Origin of the sequence: Arthrobacter sp. DNA4, from assembly GCF_024362385.1 — a bacterium.
Classification (GTDB): domain Bacteria; phylum Actinomycetota; class Actinomycetes; order Actinomycetales; family Micrococcaceae; genus Arthrobacter.
Map to the genome: position 1 here is coordinate 2,330,707 of NZ_CP101466.1, position 14,818 is coordinate 2,345,524.

The 14,818-nt window shown below is 65.4% G+C and carries 19 protein-coding genes; 12 read left to right on the forward strand and 7 right to left on the reverse strand.

The features are described 5' to 3' along the window. Positions 1 to 128 precede the first annotated feature (128 nt). From NMQ03_RS10650 to NMQ03_RS21190, 4 genes are all read left to right on the forward strand, one after another. Positions 129 to 863 carry a YncE family protein gene (locus NMQ03_RS10650; RefSeq protein ID WP_255172191.1) on the forward strand — a complete coding sequence of 245 codons (735 nt, stop codon included), beginning with the start codon at positions 129 to 131 and terminating at the stop codon, positions 861 to 863. Between the two features lie 37 nt (positions 864 to 900). Continuing rightward, positions 901 to 1,410 (forward strand): AAA family ATPase, encoded by a 510-nt coding sequence (locus NMQ03_RS10655; protein ID WP_255172192.1) that lies wholly within the window; start codon positions 901 to 903, stop codon positions 1,408 to 1,410. A gap of 78 nt (positions 1,411 to 1,488) precedes the next feature. Then, on the forward strand, positions 1,489 to 2,052 hold the full coding sequence (locus NMQ03_RS10660) for a dihydrofolate reductase family protein (protein WP_255172193.1): 564 nt from the start codon (positions 1,489 to 1,491) through the stop codon (positions 2,050 to 2,052). Positions 2,053 to 2,152: 100 nt separating this feature from the next. Further along, positions 2,153 to 2,683: a GNAT family N-acetyltransferase gene (locus tag NMQ03_RS21190; protein ID WP_369693220.1), complete on the forward strand. Its 531-nt coding sequence runs from the start codon at positions 2,153 to 2,155 to the stop codon at positions 2,681 to 2,683. Here the strand turns inward: NMQ03_RS21190 and NMQ03_RS10665 are convergent. Then, complete coding sequence (locus NMQ03_RS10665; protein WP_255172194.1) at positions 2,601 to 2,825, reverse strand: three-helix bundle dimerization domain-containing protein; 225 nt, start codon at positions 2,823 to 2,825, stop codon at positions 2,601 to 2,603. The genes NMQ03_RS21190 and NMQ03_RS10665 overlap by 83 nt on opposite strands. A gap of 126 nt (positions 2,826 to 2,951) precedes the next feature. Between NMQ03_RS10665 and NMQ03_RS10670 the strand changes: the two genes are divergently transcribed. Both NMQ03_RS10670 and NMQ03_RS10675 read left to right on the forward strand, forming a co-directional pair. After that, complete coding sequence (locus NMQ03_RS10670; RefSeq protein ID WP_255172195.1) at positions 2,952 to 3,389, forward strand: VOC family protein; 438 nt, start codon at positions 2,952 to 2,954, stop codon at positions 3,387 to 3,389. A gap of 96 nt (positions 3,390 to 3,485) precedes the next feature. Beyond that, positions 3,486 to 4,499 (forward strand): DUF808 domain-containing protein, encoded by a 1,014-nt coding sequence (locus tag NMQ03_RS10675; RefSeq protein ID WP_255172196.1) that lies wholly within the window; start codon positions 3,486 to 3,488, stop codon positions 4,497 to 4,499. A gap of 24 nt (positions 4,500 to 4,523) precedes the next feature. On the opposite strand, the gene NMQ03_RS10680 is transcribed toward NMQ03_RS10675, so the two are convergent. Beyond that, a complete protein-coding gene (locus NMQ03_RS10680; protein ID WP_255172197.1) occupies positions 4,524 to 5,588 on the reverse strand; it encodes a spore photoproduct lyase family protein in 1,065 nt (354 codons plus the stop codon). A gap of 211 nt (positions 5,589 to 5,799) precedes the next feature. Here NMQ03_RS10680 and NMQ03_RS10685 point away from each other — a divergent pair, with 211 nt between their 5' ends. Further along, entirely contained in the window at positions 5,800 to 7,398 is a 1,599-nt protein-coding gene (locus NMQ03_RS10685) for an ABC-F family ATP-binding cassette domain-containing protein (protein WP_159632029.1), read from the forward strand. On the opposite strand, the gene NMQ03_RS10690 is transcribed toward NMQ03_RS10685, so the two are convergent. From NMQ03_RS10690 to NMQ03_RS10705, 4 genes are read right to left on the reverse strand one after another with little or no spacing between them, the layout of a single operon-like run. Beyond that, positions 7,395 to 7,871: a YbaK/EbsC family protein gene (locus tag NMQ03_RS10690; protein WP_255172198.1), complete on the reverse strand. Its 477-nt coding sequence runs from the start codon at positions 7,869 to 7,871 to the stop codon at positions 7,395 to 7,397. The two genes, NMQ03_RS10685 and NMQ03_RS10690, sit on opposite strands and share 4 nt — an antisense overlap. Before the next feature lie 3 nt (positions 7,872 to 7,874). Continuing rightward, entirely contained in the window at positions 7,875 to 8,753 is an 879-nt protein-coding gene (locus tag NMQ03_RS10695; RefSeq protein ID WP_255172199.1) for an SURF1 family protein, read from the reverse strand. Beyond that, positions 8,754 to 9,017: a hypothetical protein gene (locus NMQ03_RS10700; protein ID WP_255172200.1), complete on the reverse strand. Its 264-nt coding sequence runs from the start codon at positions 9,015 to 9,017 to the stop codon at positions 8,754 to 8,756. After that, the gene (locus tag NMQ03_RS10705) at positions 9,014 to 9,445 is read right to left on the reverse strand and encodes a DUF3099 domain-containing protein (RefSeq protein WP_255172201.1); all 432 of its coding nucleotides are present in this window, start codon (positions 9,443 to 9,445) and stop codon (positions 9,014 to 9,016) included. Before NMQ03_RS10705 ends, NMQ03_RS10700 begins: the two co-directional genes overlap by 4 nt. 151 nt (positions 9,446 to 9,596) lie before the next feature. On the opposite strand from NMQ03_RS10705, the gene NMQ03_RS10710 reads away from it, so the two are divergent. Next, positions 9,597 to 10,322 carry a beta-ketoacyl-ACP reductase gene (locus tag NMQ03_RS10710; protein WP_159632026.1) on the forward strand — a complete coding sequence of 242 codons (726 nt, stop codon included), beginning with the start codon at positions 9,597 to 9,599 and terminating at the stop codon, positions 10,320 to 10,322. Between the two features lie 140 nt (positions 10,323 to 10,462). Then, complete coding sequence (locus tag NMQ03_RS10715; RefSeq protein WP_255172202.1) at positions 10,463 to 11,227, forward strand: SDR family oxidoreductase; 765 nt, start codon at positions 10,463 to 10,465, stop codon at positions 11,225 to 11,227. 78 nt (positions 11,228 to 11,305) lie between these two features. Here NMQ03_RS10715 and serB read toward each other — a convergent pair whose 3' ends face one another. After that, positions 11,306 to 12,199 carry a phosphoserine phosphatase SerB gene (gene serB, locus NMQ03_RS10720; protein WP_255172203.1) on the reverse strand — a complete coding sequence of 298 codons (894 nt, stop codon included), beginning with the start codon at positions 12,197 to 12,199 and terminating at the stop codon, positions 11,306 to 11,308. Between the two features lie 125 nt (positions 12,200 to 12,324). Here serB and NMQ03_RS10725 point away from each other — a divergent pair, with 125 nt between their 5' ends. From NMQ03_RS10725 to NMQ03_RS10735, 3 genes are read left to right on the forward strand one after another with little or no spacing between them, the layout of a single operon-like run. Continuing rightward, a complete protein-coding gene (locus tag NMQ03_RS10725; protein WP_255172204.1) occupies positions 12,325 to 13,110 on the forward strand; it encodes an ABC transporter ATP-binding protein in 786 nt (261 codons plus the stop codon). Positions 13,111 to 13,130: 20 nt separating this feature from the next. Beyond that, positions 13,131 to 13,916, forward strand: a complete 786-nt coding sequence (locus tag NMQ03_RS10730) for a sulfite exporter TauE/SafE family protein (RefSeq protein ID WP_255172205.1) — start codon at positions 13,131 to 13,133, stop codon at positions 13,914 to 13,916. Between the two features lie 7 nt (positions 13,917 to 13,923). Next, positions 13,924 to 14,733: an RNA methyltransferase gene (locus NMQ03_RS10735; RefSeq protein ID WP_255172206.1), complete on the forward strand. Its 810-nt coding sequence runs from the start codon at positions 13,924 to 13,926 to the stop codon at positions 14,731 to 14,733. Positions 14,734 to 14,818 lie beyond the last annotated feature (85 nt).

Consider the following 14,818-nt stretch of genomic DNA (forward strand, 5'->3'; position numbering starts at 1 on the left):
TAGCCGCGTCCCCGGACGGTACTGTCTTTGTTCCCAACCCTAACCTGGGCACAGTCTCGGTCATCCCTCCCGGAGCAGGCGCACCAGCTTACGCGATTACCGTCGGAGGTAATCCCAAGGAAGTGGCCGTGGCCAAGGACGGCACCGCCTATGTGACCAACCAGAACGACGGAACGGTCTCGGTCATCCCTCAAGGTGCCGGCAGGGTTTCACGCACCATTGATGTCAGCCCGAACCCCGGTCAAACCGGTAACCCGCACGGGATCGCGGTCGGCCCGGACGGCGCCGTCTATGTCACCAACATCACCACTAACGACGTCGCCGTTATCAAGCCCGGAGACTCGGCCGTCGCTTACCGCGTGGCGGTGCCAGGCGGCCCCAAGGAAGTCGCCGTGGGCATCGACAGTACGGTCTATGTCCTTTACGAGGCCAACGGCCTCTCCGTCATCAAACCCGGCGGAACCAACGTTTCACTCGGCCTGCCCACAGGTAAAAATCCCGGACACCTCGCCATCGCTCCCAACGGGTCTGTCATCGTAACCAACACCGCCGATGCATCTGTAACTGTCTTCCCGGCCCAGGACCTACGCGTATCCGGGCCGCCTGTGACCACAGCACAAGCGGAACAGCCTGAGGTCAAAGAAGCAGGACCCACGGCCCAGGCCACGTCCGGGAATGACGGGACCGATATCGGGTTCGACGTTCCCTTATTCTTCGGCGTATTGGCCGCAGCCATGCTGTTGGGTGCCGCCGCACTGGTCCTTGCAGCCGGACGGCGCCACCGTTCACAAACTGCCGGGGAAGAAGCACCGGCAGAGGATCTCGAGGACATGCATGCGGTCCCGGATCAGAGGCAGCGTTGACAGGTTATGTTCCTGCGCTGACTGGGAGGATCGGGTCATGGATTCAATTTTCGTCAATGGAACCGTCGGTGCAGGAAAGTCCACCCTTGCTGATGCGCTAAGCGCGGCTGAACGGGGACGTCACGCTGTCATCGATCTGGACGCAATTCGGAGGCTGGTCCCCGCGCCCGAAACGGACCGGTTCAACCATGAACTCGCACTGCTCAATCTCCAGAACCTCACGAACAACTATCGGGCTGCGGGAGCAACTCGGTTCATTCTCGCAGGGGTCATCGAGTCAGAAGCTGAAATACCCCGCTACGTCGCAGCCCTGGGTTCCGTTCGAATGTTCGTCTGCCGTCTCGTGGCTCGTCCAGAGGTGCTGGAGTCGCGCTTGCGCTTCCGCCATCGGGACGATCCGGAAGGCCTCGCCTGGCACCTGGACCGCGTCAACGGATTGTCAAAAATCCTTGAAGCTGCAGAGACCGATGATCTGGTACTGGACTCCTCCGACATTCCTGCCGTAGAGCTGGCGGTGGCTGTTCGGCGGGCTGCTTACTGGGACTGATCCCGGGAGCGCCGGCCCCACCGAACACGAACTCTGCTGGTCTGTACAGAGGCTGCCGGCGCACGGGAGACTGGCGCCATGCGGAAACTGACCTTCGCCATGAATGTGAGCGTGGACGGCTACATCGCAGCGCCCGGCGACGACCTCGGCTGGAGCGTACCGAGCGATGAGCTGTTCCAATGGTGGTCCGACCGGGTCGCAGCGACGGGCCTGGCGCTGTACGGCCGCAAACTCTGGGAGACCATGAGCTCGCACTGGCCGACCGCCGACCAGCAGCCTGGCGCCACACCGGCGCAGATCGAGTTCGCCCACCGCTGGCGGGACATGCCGAAGGTGGTGTTCTCCTCGACGATCAGCACCGTCGACTGGAATGCACGCCTGGTCACCGGCGATCCGGTCGCCGAAATCATCCGCCTCAAGGCCGGCGAGGGCGGTCCCATGGACATCGTCGGCGCCACACTCGCCGCGGCGGCCATGCGCGCCGGGCTGATCGACGAGTACGTGACCGTCACTCATCCGGTCCTGCTGGGAGGCGGCACACCGTTCTTCACGGCCCTGGAAGGCAGGATGAACCTGGGCCTGGTGGAGACCCGGACATTTCCCGGTGGCGTGATCCTGACCAGGTACCAGGCCAGGCGCTGAGTTCCCCGCGTCTCATCCAGCAAGGGCCGCGACCGGTTGAGCTCCCGGCTAGGCTCGGTGCGTGGAGATACGCGAGGCGACGCTGACTGATCTGCTTACTGTGAATGCAATTTGTGATGCGAGCGGCCGCCCACACTGGAAAGCGGAGGCGTTTGACCACTCAGGTGACCGGGCCATCCTGGCAGCGGCCGTACGGGGTGAAATTGTCGGGATGGCCAAAACGCACTTTCATGGCGAGCCTGATGCCGACGTCCCCGCGGGGCACTTCCTCGGCGGGATTGAGGTCGCCCCGGATTTCCGGCGGAGGGGAATTGGCTCCGCTCTCACTCGGGCACGGATGGATTGGATCTGGGCCCGCGCCACCAGCGTTTTCTACTTTGCGAACGAGCACAACACCGCGTCAATCGCGATGCACGAGGCTTTGGGCTTCCGGCCGGTTGGCCGCTTCCCGTCGATTCACGGGGTGACCGCGGACGACGGCCGGTCCGGGTTAATCCTCTTTGCAGCCTCACGCCGGGGGATAGAGGCCGGACGTCCCGGAGACACCTTTACAGCAGTCCGCCTTCCAGACGCTTGGTGGCAGCACGTTCCACAAGGATGGGTACCAAGCTCCGCACGGGGCCGGCGTTGAAGACCGAGTATTCCTCGCAGACGGCGTCTTCGACGTCCGTCCGGGAACGTCCGGGAAACTTGCCCGCAAGCGTGTTGATGACGGATACCAGTGCTTGTTGTTCCTCACCCCGCTCCATGCCCACCTCTTCGTCGAATTCCAACTTGCCTAGCCTGTCTAGTATTTAGGGTGTCAAGCAAAAAGTCCAACACCAAGGTCCCGCTCATCACCAACTTCCGGTGGGGGGAGGCCTCGACCCGGACAACGCGGGCTTGGTAGCGTGTGGCCCATGCCCATCAAACTCGAGAATGTAGGCATCGCGGTCCGCGATTTGGAAGAGGCCGTCGCCTTCTTTACCGACCTGGGGCTCACTGTCCTGGGCCGGCAGACTGTGAGCGGGGAATGGGCCGATACCGCCGTCGGGCTCGACGGCAATCACGCCCGGATTGCCATGCTCCAAACGCCGGATGGCAACGGCCGCCTCGAGCTCTTTGAATACATCCACCCCGACGCGATCGAGACTGGGCCCACCCTGCCCAACGAGATCGGCATGCACCGCGTTGCCTTCTCGGTTGACGACATTGGCCAGGCTCTCGAGATCGCCGCACGGCACGGCTGCCATCCCCTGCGTGGCGTCGCAACGTACGAAAACGCCTACAAGCTCAGCTACGTGCGGGGCCCCAGCGGCATCATTGTGATGTTCGCGGAGGACCTGACGAAGGGCTGAGCCTGCAGGCGGCCTGCAATATACTCCGAATATGCCCATCACGCACCCAGCCCCCAATGCTCAACGCCCTGATCACAAGATTCGCGGGGGCCAGCTGTGAGCGGCGGCCTCGTAGCCTTGCTGGATGACGTCGCAGCCCTGGCGCGCATCGCGGCAGCATCAGTGGACGACGTCGCAGCCGGCGCAGCCAAGGCAGGGGCCAAAGCTGCCGGCGTCGTCATCGACGACGCCGCGGTCACACCGCAGTACGTCTCAGGTGCGGACCCGTCACGCGAACTGCCGATGATCAAGAAGATCTTCTGGGGCTCCATCCGGAACAAGCTCCTGATCATCCTGCCCGCCTTGCTGCTCATCAGCGCCTTCATCCCCTGGATCATCCCGTTCATCCTCATGCTCGGCGGCACCTACCTCTGCTACGAGGGCGCCGAGAAGGTCTGGCACAAGCTCCGCGGCGGCCACCACGAGGAGGAAGAAGCGCCGGCAGTGGAACGCGGGCACGACGCCGAGGCCAAGGTCGTCAAAGGCGCCATCACCACCGACTTCATCCTGTCCTGCGAGATCATGGTCATCTCCATGAACGAGGTGGCGACAGAATCCATCTGGGTCCGTGCGTTCATCCTGGTCCTGGTGGCATTCGCCATCACGGTGCTCGTGTACGGCGCCGTCGCGCTCATCGTCAAGATGGACGACATCGGTGTGCACTTGGCTGCCAAGGACTCTCCCCGCTCCAAGCGGTTCGGGAGGTTGCTGGTCAGGGGAATGCCCGCCGTGCTGGCCACCATCACCTTCGTCGGAACGATCGCCATGCTGTGGGTTGGCGGCCACATCATGCTGCAGGGCGCGCATGACCTCGGCTGGCACGCACCCTACGACCTGGTCCACGCGCTTGAGCACCCGGTGGCCGCAGTCGCGGTTGTCGGCGGTCTTTTGGCCTGGCTTGTCAACACCCTGTGCTCAACGGTCGTCGGGCTCGCCTGGGGCCTCATCGTCATGGCGGTGGTGGGCCCGCTTCTGAAAGTGCTGCCGTTCGGCAAAGCCAAGGGCGGCCACAATGAGGCGGCCGCGCCTGCCGGGAACGGCGGACACCGGCCCGCCGAGCACAAAGACTGACAGGTGCCGCATCCGCCGCGCGTTTCAGAACGCGTAGCGGATGCGGCAGTACGGCGCGATGTCCTGAATGAGCGCGGTCAGCTGCCGCACATAGCCTGCCTTGGCCCGTGACCGGTAGCGGACGTTGTTGAAACCGTTGGACGAGGTTTTCGACTCCTGGAGGTCGGGACGCCACAGGACGTTCTCAGCCTGCGGATGCCAGCCCAGGTTGACCTCGTGCAGCTGCTCGTTGTGGGTCAGGAAAATGACCTCCGCCGCGAGCTGGGCCTTGGCTGCCTCCGTCAACGTCGCGTCGAGTTGGCGGAGCAGCGCCTCCCAGTCGGCCAGCCAAGTGTCGGTGATGATGACGGGGGAGAAGTTCACATGCACTTCGTAGCCGGCCTCGACAAACTCGTTGATCGCTGCCATCCGTTCCGCCACGGGCGACGTCCGGACGTCAATGGACTTGGCCAGGTCCGCCGGCATCAGGGAGAAGCGGATCCGGGTGTGCCCGCCATGGTCCCACCCCAGCATCTCCGGATTGACGAACTTGGTGGCGAAGGACAGCTTGGCGTTGGGCAGTTCGCGGAAAAGCCCCACAAGCTCCTCGACGTTGGGGCTGATCAGCGCATCCACCGAACAGTCGCTGTTTTCGCCGATGTCGTAGACCCACAGCTCCGGGTCGCACTGGTTGGGCTCCAGCTTGAGCCCCTGGCGGGTGGCGTGCCGCTCCAGCGTCGCAGCGATCTGGTCGATGTTGGCGAACACCGTAATTGGATTGCTGTAGCCCTTGTGCCGGGGAACGTAGCAGTAGGCGCACGCCATGGCGCAGCCGTTCGCCGTGGAAGGTGCAATGAAGTCCGCCGAGCGGCCATTGGGTTTGACGGTCAGCGACTTTTTGATCCCCAGGACCAGCGCCTCCGTCTTGATCCGTGACCAGCGCGGCACGTTGGTTTCGTCACCGTGCAGGTCCGGGATGTTCCAATGGCTGTCCACCAGTACGACGTCGGCGTCCGGCCAGCGCGCTACGATCTGCCGGCCCCGGGGCAGCTCCAGGGCGGCTGGCTGTGCGTAAATACGCCGGATCTGGAGCAGCCGATCGAATTCCATGACCCCATTCTGCTTGAACCTCCGGGGCGCAGCCGGCAGTTAAGCCCACGGCACCAAGCACCGGACTGCCGGAAGTTTCTGCTGCTGAAACTGGCGTGGCCCGCCGGACGGTAGACTGGACTGTGCCGTTCTCCGGCCACTCTGCCCCAGCGTCCCTTCGCACACAGTGCGCGGACCGTGGCGTTCCCTGTTGTGAAAGGCCTTACCTGCTGTGATTACTGTCCAGGATCTTGAACTGCGCGCCGGTGCCCGGCTCCTCATGGACCAGGTGAGCTTCCGCATCGATAAAGGGGACAAGATCGGCCTGGTGGGCCGGAACGGCGCTGGCAAGACCACGCTGACCCGTGTCCTCGCGGGCGAAGGCCTGCCCGCCGCCGGCAAGGTGACCCGCAGCGGCGAAATCGGGTACCTGCCCCAGGACCCACGGACCCCCGACATGGAACAGTTGGCGCGGGACCGGATCCTTTCCGCCCGCGGCCTGGACATTGTCGTCGGCAAACTGCGCAAGGCGCACGACGAAATGGCAAGCGAGGACGCCGACGTCCAGCGCAAGGCCATGAACCGGTACGACCGGCTGGAATCCGAGTTCCTCGCCGCCGGCGGCTACGCGGCCGAGGCCGAAGCAGCCTCCATCTGTTCCAACCTTGCCCTCCCTGACCGGCTGCTGAACCAGCCGCTCAAGACGCTTTCCGGCGGACAGCGGCGCCGTGTGGAGCTTGCCCGCATCCTGTACTCGGATGCCGAGACCATGCTCCTGGACGAACCGACGAACCACCTCGACGCCGATTCCATTGCCTGGCTGCGTGACTTCCTGAAGAACCACCAAGGCGGCCTGATCGTGATCAGCCACGACACGGACCTGCTGGAAGCCACCGTGAACAAGGTGTTCCTGCTCGATGCCAACCGTGCCCAGATCGACTTTTACAACATGGACTGGAAGCGCTACCTGCTGCAGCGGGAAACTGACGAGCGGGCCCGGAAGCGTGAACGGGCCAACGCCGAAAAGAAGGCACAAGTCCTCATGGACCAGGCCAACAAGATGCGGGCGAAGGCCACCAAGGCCGTCGCCGCGCAGAACATGGCCAAACGCGCCGAGCGGCTGCTCAGCGGACTGGAAGCTGTCCGCGAACAGGACCGCGTGGCAGCCCTGCGGTTCCCGGATCCGTCACCCTGCGGCAAGACCCCGCTCACCGCGGACGGGCTCAGCAAGTCCTACGGGTCGCTGGAGATCTTCACGGACGTGGACCTGGCCATCGACCGTGGCTCCAAAGTGGTCATCCTTGGCCTCAACGGTGCCGGCAAGACCACCCTGCTGCGCATGCTCGCCGGTGTGGACACCCCCGACACCGGTGAGGTCATCCCGGGGCACGGCCTCAAAGTGGGCTACTACGCCCAGGAACACGAAACCCTGGACCACAACCGCACCGTGCTGGAGAACATGCGCTCGTCCGCACCGGACATGAAGGACGCCGAGGTACGGGGCATCCTGGGCTCATTCCTGTTTTCCGGTGACGACGTCGACAAGCCCGCAGGCGTGCTCTCCGGTGGTGAGAAGACCCGCCTGGCCCTCGCCACCATCGTGGCCTCAAGCGCCAACGTCCTCCTCCTCGACGAGCCCACCAACAACCTGGACCCCGCCAGCCGCGCCGAGATCCTCGGCGCCCTCCGCAACTACACCGGCGCCGTCGTCCTGGTCAGCCACGACGAAGGTGCTGTCGAGGCCCTGAACCCCGAACGGGTTGTCATGCTTCCGGATGGCGTTGAAGACCTCTGGAACGAGGACTACCTGGACCTGATCACCCTCGCCTAGCGCACCGTCAGTTCCAGGGCCCCGGTCATGCGGAGCAGCTCCTGGTAGGTGATGCTGAACATCGAGTTGTGGTCACCTGCTCCAGCCCACAGCAGACCGTGGGCCTGCAGGGTTTCGTCCAGCAGGGTCCGGATTCTCTGTGGGTGGCCTACAGGGGCGACCCCGCCAACTTCCTGCCCGGTATGGTCCAGGACGAAAGCGGGGGAGGCGCGGCGGATTTTGCCGGTGCCAAGCTGGGCCGCCACCAGCGCAGTGTCCACCCTGGCCGCCCCGCTGGCGAGGATCAGCAGGGGTACGCCGCCGACGTCGAAGATGAGGCTGTTGGTGATGGCCGCAAGATCGCATTCGAGCGCCTGCGCTGCTGCCGCCGCCGTGGGAACTCCGGCCGGAAAGGTCCGCACAGTATCCCCGACACCGGCCTCCACCAGGGCCGAGCGCACCAAGGCGACCGGGCCGCCGTCGTACGTTGCCATGCTTTAGTACCCCTGCGCGTCCAGGAGGGCGTCTTCTTCTTCCTCCGCTGTCGCCTTCCGGCGCTTGCGCGGAGGTGCCGGCTGGCGGCGGGCCGCAGGGACAGCGGAGTGGACCCCCCGGTCCAGGACCATCTCTTCCTGGTCCTCGGCGTCGATGGCTGCGTTGCGTGCCTGCTGCCGCGCCGCATAGCCGAAGCCCACGAACATCAGCACCCCGAAAGCGAACCACTGCAGCGAGTAGGACAAGTGCGTCCCCTCATCCGTGGACGGCTTGGGGAAGGCAACCGGCATCTCCGCCGGTGCCGGCGTTTCCGAGGCCAGCTGGCCGTACGCACCCGTCATCAGGGGATAACCCAGCTGCGACGAGTAGGTGGGAAGGTCAATGGATGCCAGCTGCCCCTCGGGCGCCCCGCGCTGCAGTTCCGGCTCACCATGCTTCAAACGTACGACGGCGGTCACGTCACCGGAGGGCGGGGCCGGCACAGAGTCGGGGCTACCTGGATTCTTGTTGCCGATGGGCAGCCAGCCGCGGTCAATGACAACGGTTTCACCCGTGGTGAGGCGGAACGGGACCACCACCTCGTACCCGGGCTGCCCATTGAGCGGCCGGTTGCGGACAATCCGCTGCCCGGCGGCATCGTAGGAGCCTTTCAGCTCGACCTGGGTCCATTCCTTGGCCGGGTCCAGCTGGGTGAACTGGTCCCGTGCCTGGGCAAAGGGAATGGGAGTCGCCGAGTAATTGCTGACGACGCGGTTGATTTCGGCCAGGGTCTCCGCGCGCCGGTCCATCTGCCAGCGGCCCAGGAAAACGCACGCGGTGGCAAAGATGGCGGCCAGCAGGAGATAGCCCAGCCACTTGCTGGAAAAGAGGAAACGGTACATTCAGATGTCCTGCTCCAGCGGGGCGTCCCCGGCGGCTTCCAGCGGGAGGGTTTCCTTCCACAGGCCACGCGTCTGCAGGTAGTCCTCCAGCCATTCCCGGTGGTCGGCGCAGGCCAGCCAGGTTTTGCGCCGCTCAGGAGCATGGATTTTCGGGTTGTTCCAGAGAAGCTGCCAGGACGCCTGGGCCCTGCACGCCTTCCGTGAGCAGACGGCGGCAGCCTCCGATGCCACGTCCGTTCCTGCTGCGAAATCGAAAATGCTCATGATGCCTGCCGCTCCTCCCCGTGCTCCGGGTCCTCGTCCTTCACCAGTTCGCCCTGCAGCACGGCGCTTCCCGGTTCTTCATCCGCCACCGGAGGGGCAGGGCTTTCCAGCTCGGCCAGCGGCGCGGAATCCAGCAGCAGGTCACTGGGCGTTTCTGCCTTGTCGCTGCCGTTGGCAATCACCACGGCGAACCACGGCAGGAAGACTGCGCCCGCCACCGCAATGATCTTGAACCAGCCGTCCACCACGAAAATGAGGATCAGGCAGACCATGCGGATGCCCATGGCCAGGGCGTACTTGATCATCCGCTGGCGCATATCCTCCGAATGGGCGGCGGCGGCATCCGTAATGCTGTGGACCTCGCTGTCGCCGGAGAACCGGCCCGGTTCTTCGGGCGCCGGACGTCCCGCATGGTTTTCAAGGGTCACGGTGAATGATCACGCTCCAAAGGCTTCCCTTAATTCTCGCACCATCGGCAGTGCTGCCCAAACCCGCGGCAGGGCTGCCGCTAAGATCGGTTCCAGCCAAACCACACCCTCTACCGCGGCGCAGCCAGCCGCAGAATCCCGGAGCACCTCCATGACTGAAGCAGTTACCGCACCGCGCAGCGTCCTCATCACCGGCGGCAACCGCGGTATCGGGCTGGCCATCGCGCAGGCGTTCCTCGCCAACGGCGACAAGGTGGCTGTGACCTACCGCAGCGAAACCCAGCTGCCCGAGGGCATCCTCGGCGTCAAGGCCGACGTCACCGACGAGGCTTCCGTGGATGCCGCCTTCAAGGAAGTGGAAGCTGCCCACGGTCCGGTGGAAGTCCTCGTGGCCAACGCCGGCATCACCAAGGACACCCTGCTGCTGCGCATGAGCGAGGATGACTTCACCTCAGTGATCGACACCAACCTGACCGGCGCCTTCCGGGTGATCAAGCGTGCGTCAAAGGGCATGATCCGGCTGCGCAAGGGCCGCGTGGTCCTCATTTCCTCGGTCTCGGGCCTGTACGGTGCGCCGGGACAGATCAACTACTCCGCCTCCAAGGCCGGCCTGGTGGGCATCGCCCGCTCCCTCACCCGCGAACTGGGCTCCCGGGGCATCACCGCCAACGTGGTCGCACCCGGATTCATCAACACGGACATGACCGCCGAACTCCCCGAGGCCACCCAAAAGGATTACCTGGCCAGCATCCCCGCCGGTCGTTTCGCTGAAGCTGCCGAGGTAGCCAACGTGGTCCGCTGGATCGCCAGCGACGAGGCCGCGTACATCTCCGGTGCCGTCATCCCCGTGGACGGCGGCCTGGGCATGGGCCACTGACCCTTCAGCCTCCGACGCTGCAGGGAACTAGCCCCGCGGTCCTTATTTGTCGAAGTCAGACAACGGATATTGGCCATGGCCGCTGGCATGATGGACTGCAGGCCACAACGATTTAGATGTTTCGAACAAAGGAAGCTCGTATGGGACTGCTGGACAACAAGACGGCGATCGTCACCGGATCATCGCGGGGCATTGGCGCCGACGTAGCCAAGATCCTCGCCTCGGAGGGCGCCGCCGTCGTGGTCAATTACCGCCAGAAGGCGCCCCGCGCCAACAAAGTGGTACAGGGCATCGAAGCCGGTGGCGGGCGGGCCGTCGCGGTCGGCGCGGACCTCACCACGCAGGAGGGTGTGCAGGCCCTGGCCAGCGCCGCCATGGAGAACTTCGGGTCCCTGGACATCCTGGTCCTGAACGCCTCCGGCGGCATGGAGACCGGGATGGGGGAGGACTACGCGCTCAAGCTGAACCGCGACGCGCAGGTGAACATGCTCAACGCGGCAGTGCCCCTGATGAAGGAAGGCTCGCGCGTGGTCTTCGTGACCAGCCACCAGGCCCACTTCATCAACACCGTCCCCACCATGCCGGCATACGAGCCGGTGGCCCGCAGCAAGCGCGCCGGCGAGGACGCACTCCGGGACCTGATCCCCAACCTGGCGGAGAAGGGCATCTCCCTGGTGGTGGTGTCCGGCGACATGATCGAGGGCACGGTCACCGCCACGCTCCTGGACCGCTCCACCCCGGGCGCCATCGAAGCCCGCCGCGCCGAAGCCGGGAAGCTTTACTCGGTGGAGGAGTTCGCGCAGGTTGTAGCCGGAATGGCAACGGCCGACGTCGAGTCCGGCCACACGGAGTACGCCGGCGGTGCCGACTACTTCGGCAAGAGCGCCGGGCAGGCTTCCAGCTAAGCAGCAGCGGGCAGATGGCCCCCGCCGCCGGGTAATCCGGCGGCGGGGGCCGCCTTTGTTATGAGGCGTTGCGGGGGCTTAGACCCCGGCGATGTGGCGGACGGCGTCCAGGTACGGCATGTTCAGGGCGGCGTCGGCCACGGCGCGGACGGCGGGCTTGGCGTTGAAGGCCACCCCGATCCCGGCGGCGCCGAGCATGTCCAGGTCGTTGGCGCCGTCGCCCACGGCAATGGTGTGCTCGAGCGCGATGCCTTCGGCAGCAGCCCACTCCCGCAGGTACTTTTCCTTGGCTGCCCTGTCCACGACCGCGCCCAGCACCTTGCCGGTCAGCGCGCCGTCGACGATTTCCAGTTCGTTGGCCTGCCAGTAGTCCAGGCCCAGATCCCCGGCAATCGGCTCAAGGATCTGGTTGAAGCCGCCGGATACCACAGCCACCGTGTGGCCGGCGGCTTTGAAAGCGGCCACGAGCTGATCGGCACCTTCGCTGAGCTTCACTTCTTTGCGGACGGAATGGACGACGTCGGCGGGCAGCCCCGCGAGTACCGCCACCCGGGCGTGGAGGCTTTGGGCAAAGTCGAGTTCGCCGCGCATGGCAGCTTCCGTTACGGCCGCCACTTCCTCGCGCTTGCCGGCGTAGGCGGCCAGGAGTTCGATGACCTCCTGCTGGATGAGGGTGGAGTCCACATCCATGATCAGCAGCTTTCGGGCCGCAGAGCGGAGCCCGGAGGGCACCAGGGCCGTGTCAAAACCATCGGTTGCGGCATCCGCCACAGCCCGGCGGAGGGCGGCCAGGCCGGTCGCGGTGGCGTCGGGAAGGGCCAGGTCAAGAACCTGGACCCCATACCGGCTGTCACCGGCGGAGGATTCGGACAGCAGCTCTGCGCCGTGTGAGGCGAGGACGGAACGCAGCTGCTCCAGCCCGGCGGGGGTCATATTCAGGCCATAGCTGACCGCAGTCACGTTCGAAGTCATGCCTGCAATCTTAGTCAGCGCGGGTTGGGTGTCCTGAATTCGTTGCGGACGGCCGCGGCCGAACCCTTAGGGAGCCTTCACACCGGTTATCAGTCATCTTCTGTTTTGTCCTAGTGTCTACTCCTATGAGTGATGTTCTGGAACTGGACTCCGTCAGCGTTGTCCGTGGTAAGAAGACCCTGCTGGACAAGGTTGACTGGCAGGTCAACGAGGGCGAACGCTGGGTCATCCTGGGACCCAACGGGGCCGGCAAAACCACCCTTCTCCAGATCGCGGCCGCGCGCCTCCACCCCAGCAGCGGCACCGCCGGCATCCTCGATGAAGTCCTGGGCCGTGTTGACGTCTTCGAACTCCGGCCCCGCATCGGCCTTTCCTCGGCAGCCCTTGCCACCCAGATTCCGGAGCACGAGAACGTCCTCAACGTGGTGGTCACGGCCGCCTACGGCGTCACGGGCCGTTGGCGGGAGGGCTACGAGCGCGATGACGAACGGCGCGCCTTCCGGCTCCTGAACGACTGGGGTATGGGCCCGCTGCTGAACAGGACGTTCGCAACTCTTTCCGAGGGCGAGCGCAAGCGTGTCCAGATCGCCCGCGCCCTCATGACGGACCCCGAACTGCTGCTCCTGGATGAGCCGGGTGCGGGCCTGGACCTGGGCGGCCGCGAGGAACTGGTCCACAAGCTGGGCGAGCTGGCCCGGGACGAGTCGGCTCCGGCCATGGTCCTGGTCACGCACCACCTTGAAGAAGTCCCGCCCGGCTTCACCCACGCCATGCTGCTGCGCGACGGCGGCGTGGTGGCCGCCGGCCCCATCACCGACGTCCTGACCGAAGAGCACCTGAGCACCACCTTCGGGCTTCCTTTGGATGTCTCCGAGAACGCGGGACGCTACACCGCCACAGCACGCCGCTAGACGGGGCCTGCGCTACTACCTTGGAACTCTTCAGCAGCATCATTGTGTTCATCGCCGGCCTGTGGGCCGGCACCATCAACGCGGTGGTGGGCTCCGGCACGCTTGTGACCTTTCCGGTGCTCATCGCCCTGGGCGTGGCACCCGTCACCGCCTCCATGAGCAATGCCATGGGCCTGGTCTTCGGAACGGGCGCCGGGGCCTTCGGATACCGCCGCGAGCTGGCCGGCCGGGGACGGCAGGTGCTGCGTCTTCTTCCCGCTTCGGTCCTGGGCGGCGTCACCGGCGCCTGGCTCCTGCTGCACCTGCCGGAGAAGGTCTTCCACTACGTCGCCCCTGTCCTCCTGGTCCTGGCCCTGCTGATGGTGGTGTTCCAGCCCCGGCTCCAGGACTGGGTGCGCAACCGCGAGGCCAACCCCGAACACGCAGTCCGGGACAAACGCCACGGCGTCCTCCTGGTGGTCCTGGTCTACCTGGCCGGCGTGTACGGCGGCTACTTTGTGGCGGCGCAGGGAATCCTGCTGGTCGGCATCCTGGGCATATTCCTCACGGGCACCATCCAGAACGCCAACGCCATGAAGAACATCCTGGTCCTCGGCGTGAACATGGTGGCCGCCATCTCCTACCTGCTGTTCGCCTTCGACCGGATCAACTGGCTGGTGGTGCTGCTGATCGCCATCAGCTCCACCATCGGCGGCCTTATGGGTTCGAAGGTAGGGCGGAAACTCTCGCCGCGCGTCCTGCGCGCCGTGATCTTCAGCCTGGGCATCGTGGCCCTCGGCGTGATGATCGCCAACCTGCTGAAATAATCACCCGGTGACCTTCCACTACCTCGAATCCGCCGATGACCCGCGCGTCAGCGACTACACCACGCTGACCGACGTGCACCTGCGCAAGCTCCGTGAACCCGCCGAGGGGATGTACATCGCCGAGTCCTCGCGGGTCCTGCGCCGGGCCCTTGCAGCAGGGCACCAGCCCCGGTCATTCTTCCTCGCCGAGAAGTGGATGGCGGACCTCGACGACGTCTTCCAGGCGTACCCGGACGTTCCGGCGTTCATCGGTTCGGCTGCCCTGCTGGAGGAAATCACCGGCTTCCACCTGCACCGCGGCGCCATGGCGGCCATGCAGCGCCCGGCTCCGGTGCCGCTGCCCGACCTCCTCGCCGGGGCGCGCCGCGTGGCTGTGCTGGAAGACATCGTGGACCACACCAACGTGGGAGCCATTTTCCGCTCCGCGGCGGCGCTGGACATCGACGCCGTGCTGGTCTCGCCACGCTGTGGCGACCCGCTGTACCGCCGCAGCGTGCGCGTCAGCATGGGCACCGTGTTCCAGGTTCCCTGGGCACGTCTGCAGGACTGGCCCGGGGACCTCCGGGTGCTCAAGGACCACGGCTTCACCGTCGCGGCCCTGGAACTGACACCGGATGCAGAGGATGTCGACGCCGTTGCCTCCCGCAACGTGGACAAACTCGCCCTGGTGCTTGGCACCGAAGGTGCCGGCATGAGTCCGGAGACGCTCGCCGCCGTCGACCTCGCCGTCAAAATCCCCATGCGCAACGGGGTGGATTCACTGAACGTGGCCGCTGCCTCGGCCGTCGCCTTCTGGGAGTTGCGCGCCCGGGACTGACCTGCGGCGCCACCACCTGCCGCCAGCGGTGCTGGTTCGTCAGCCCCGTACGGATCGGCTATGATTGATAGCTGGTTGTCCTGCT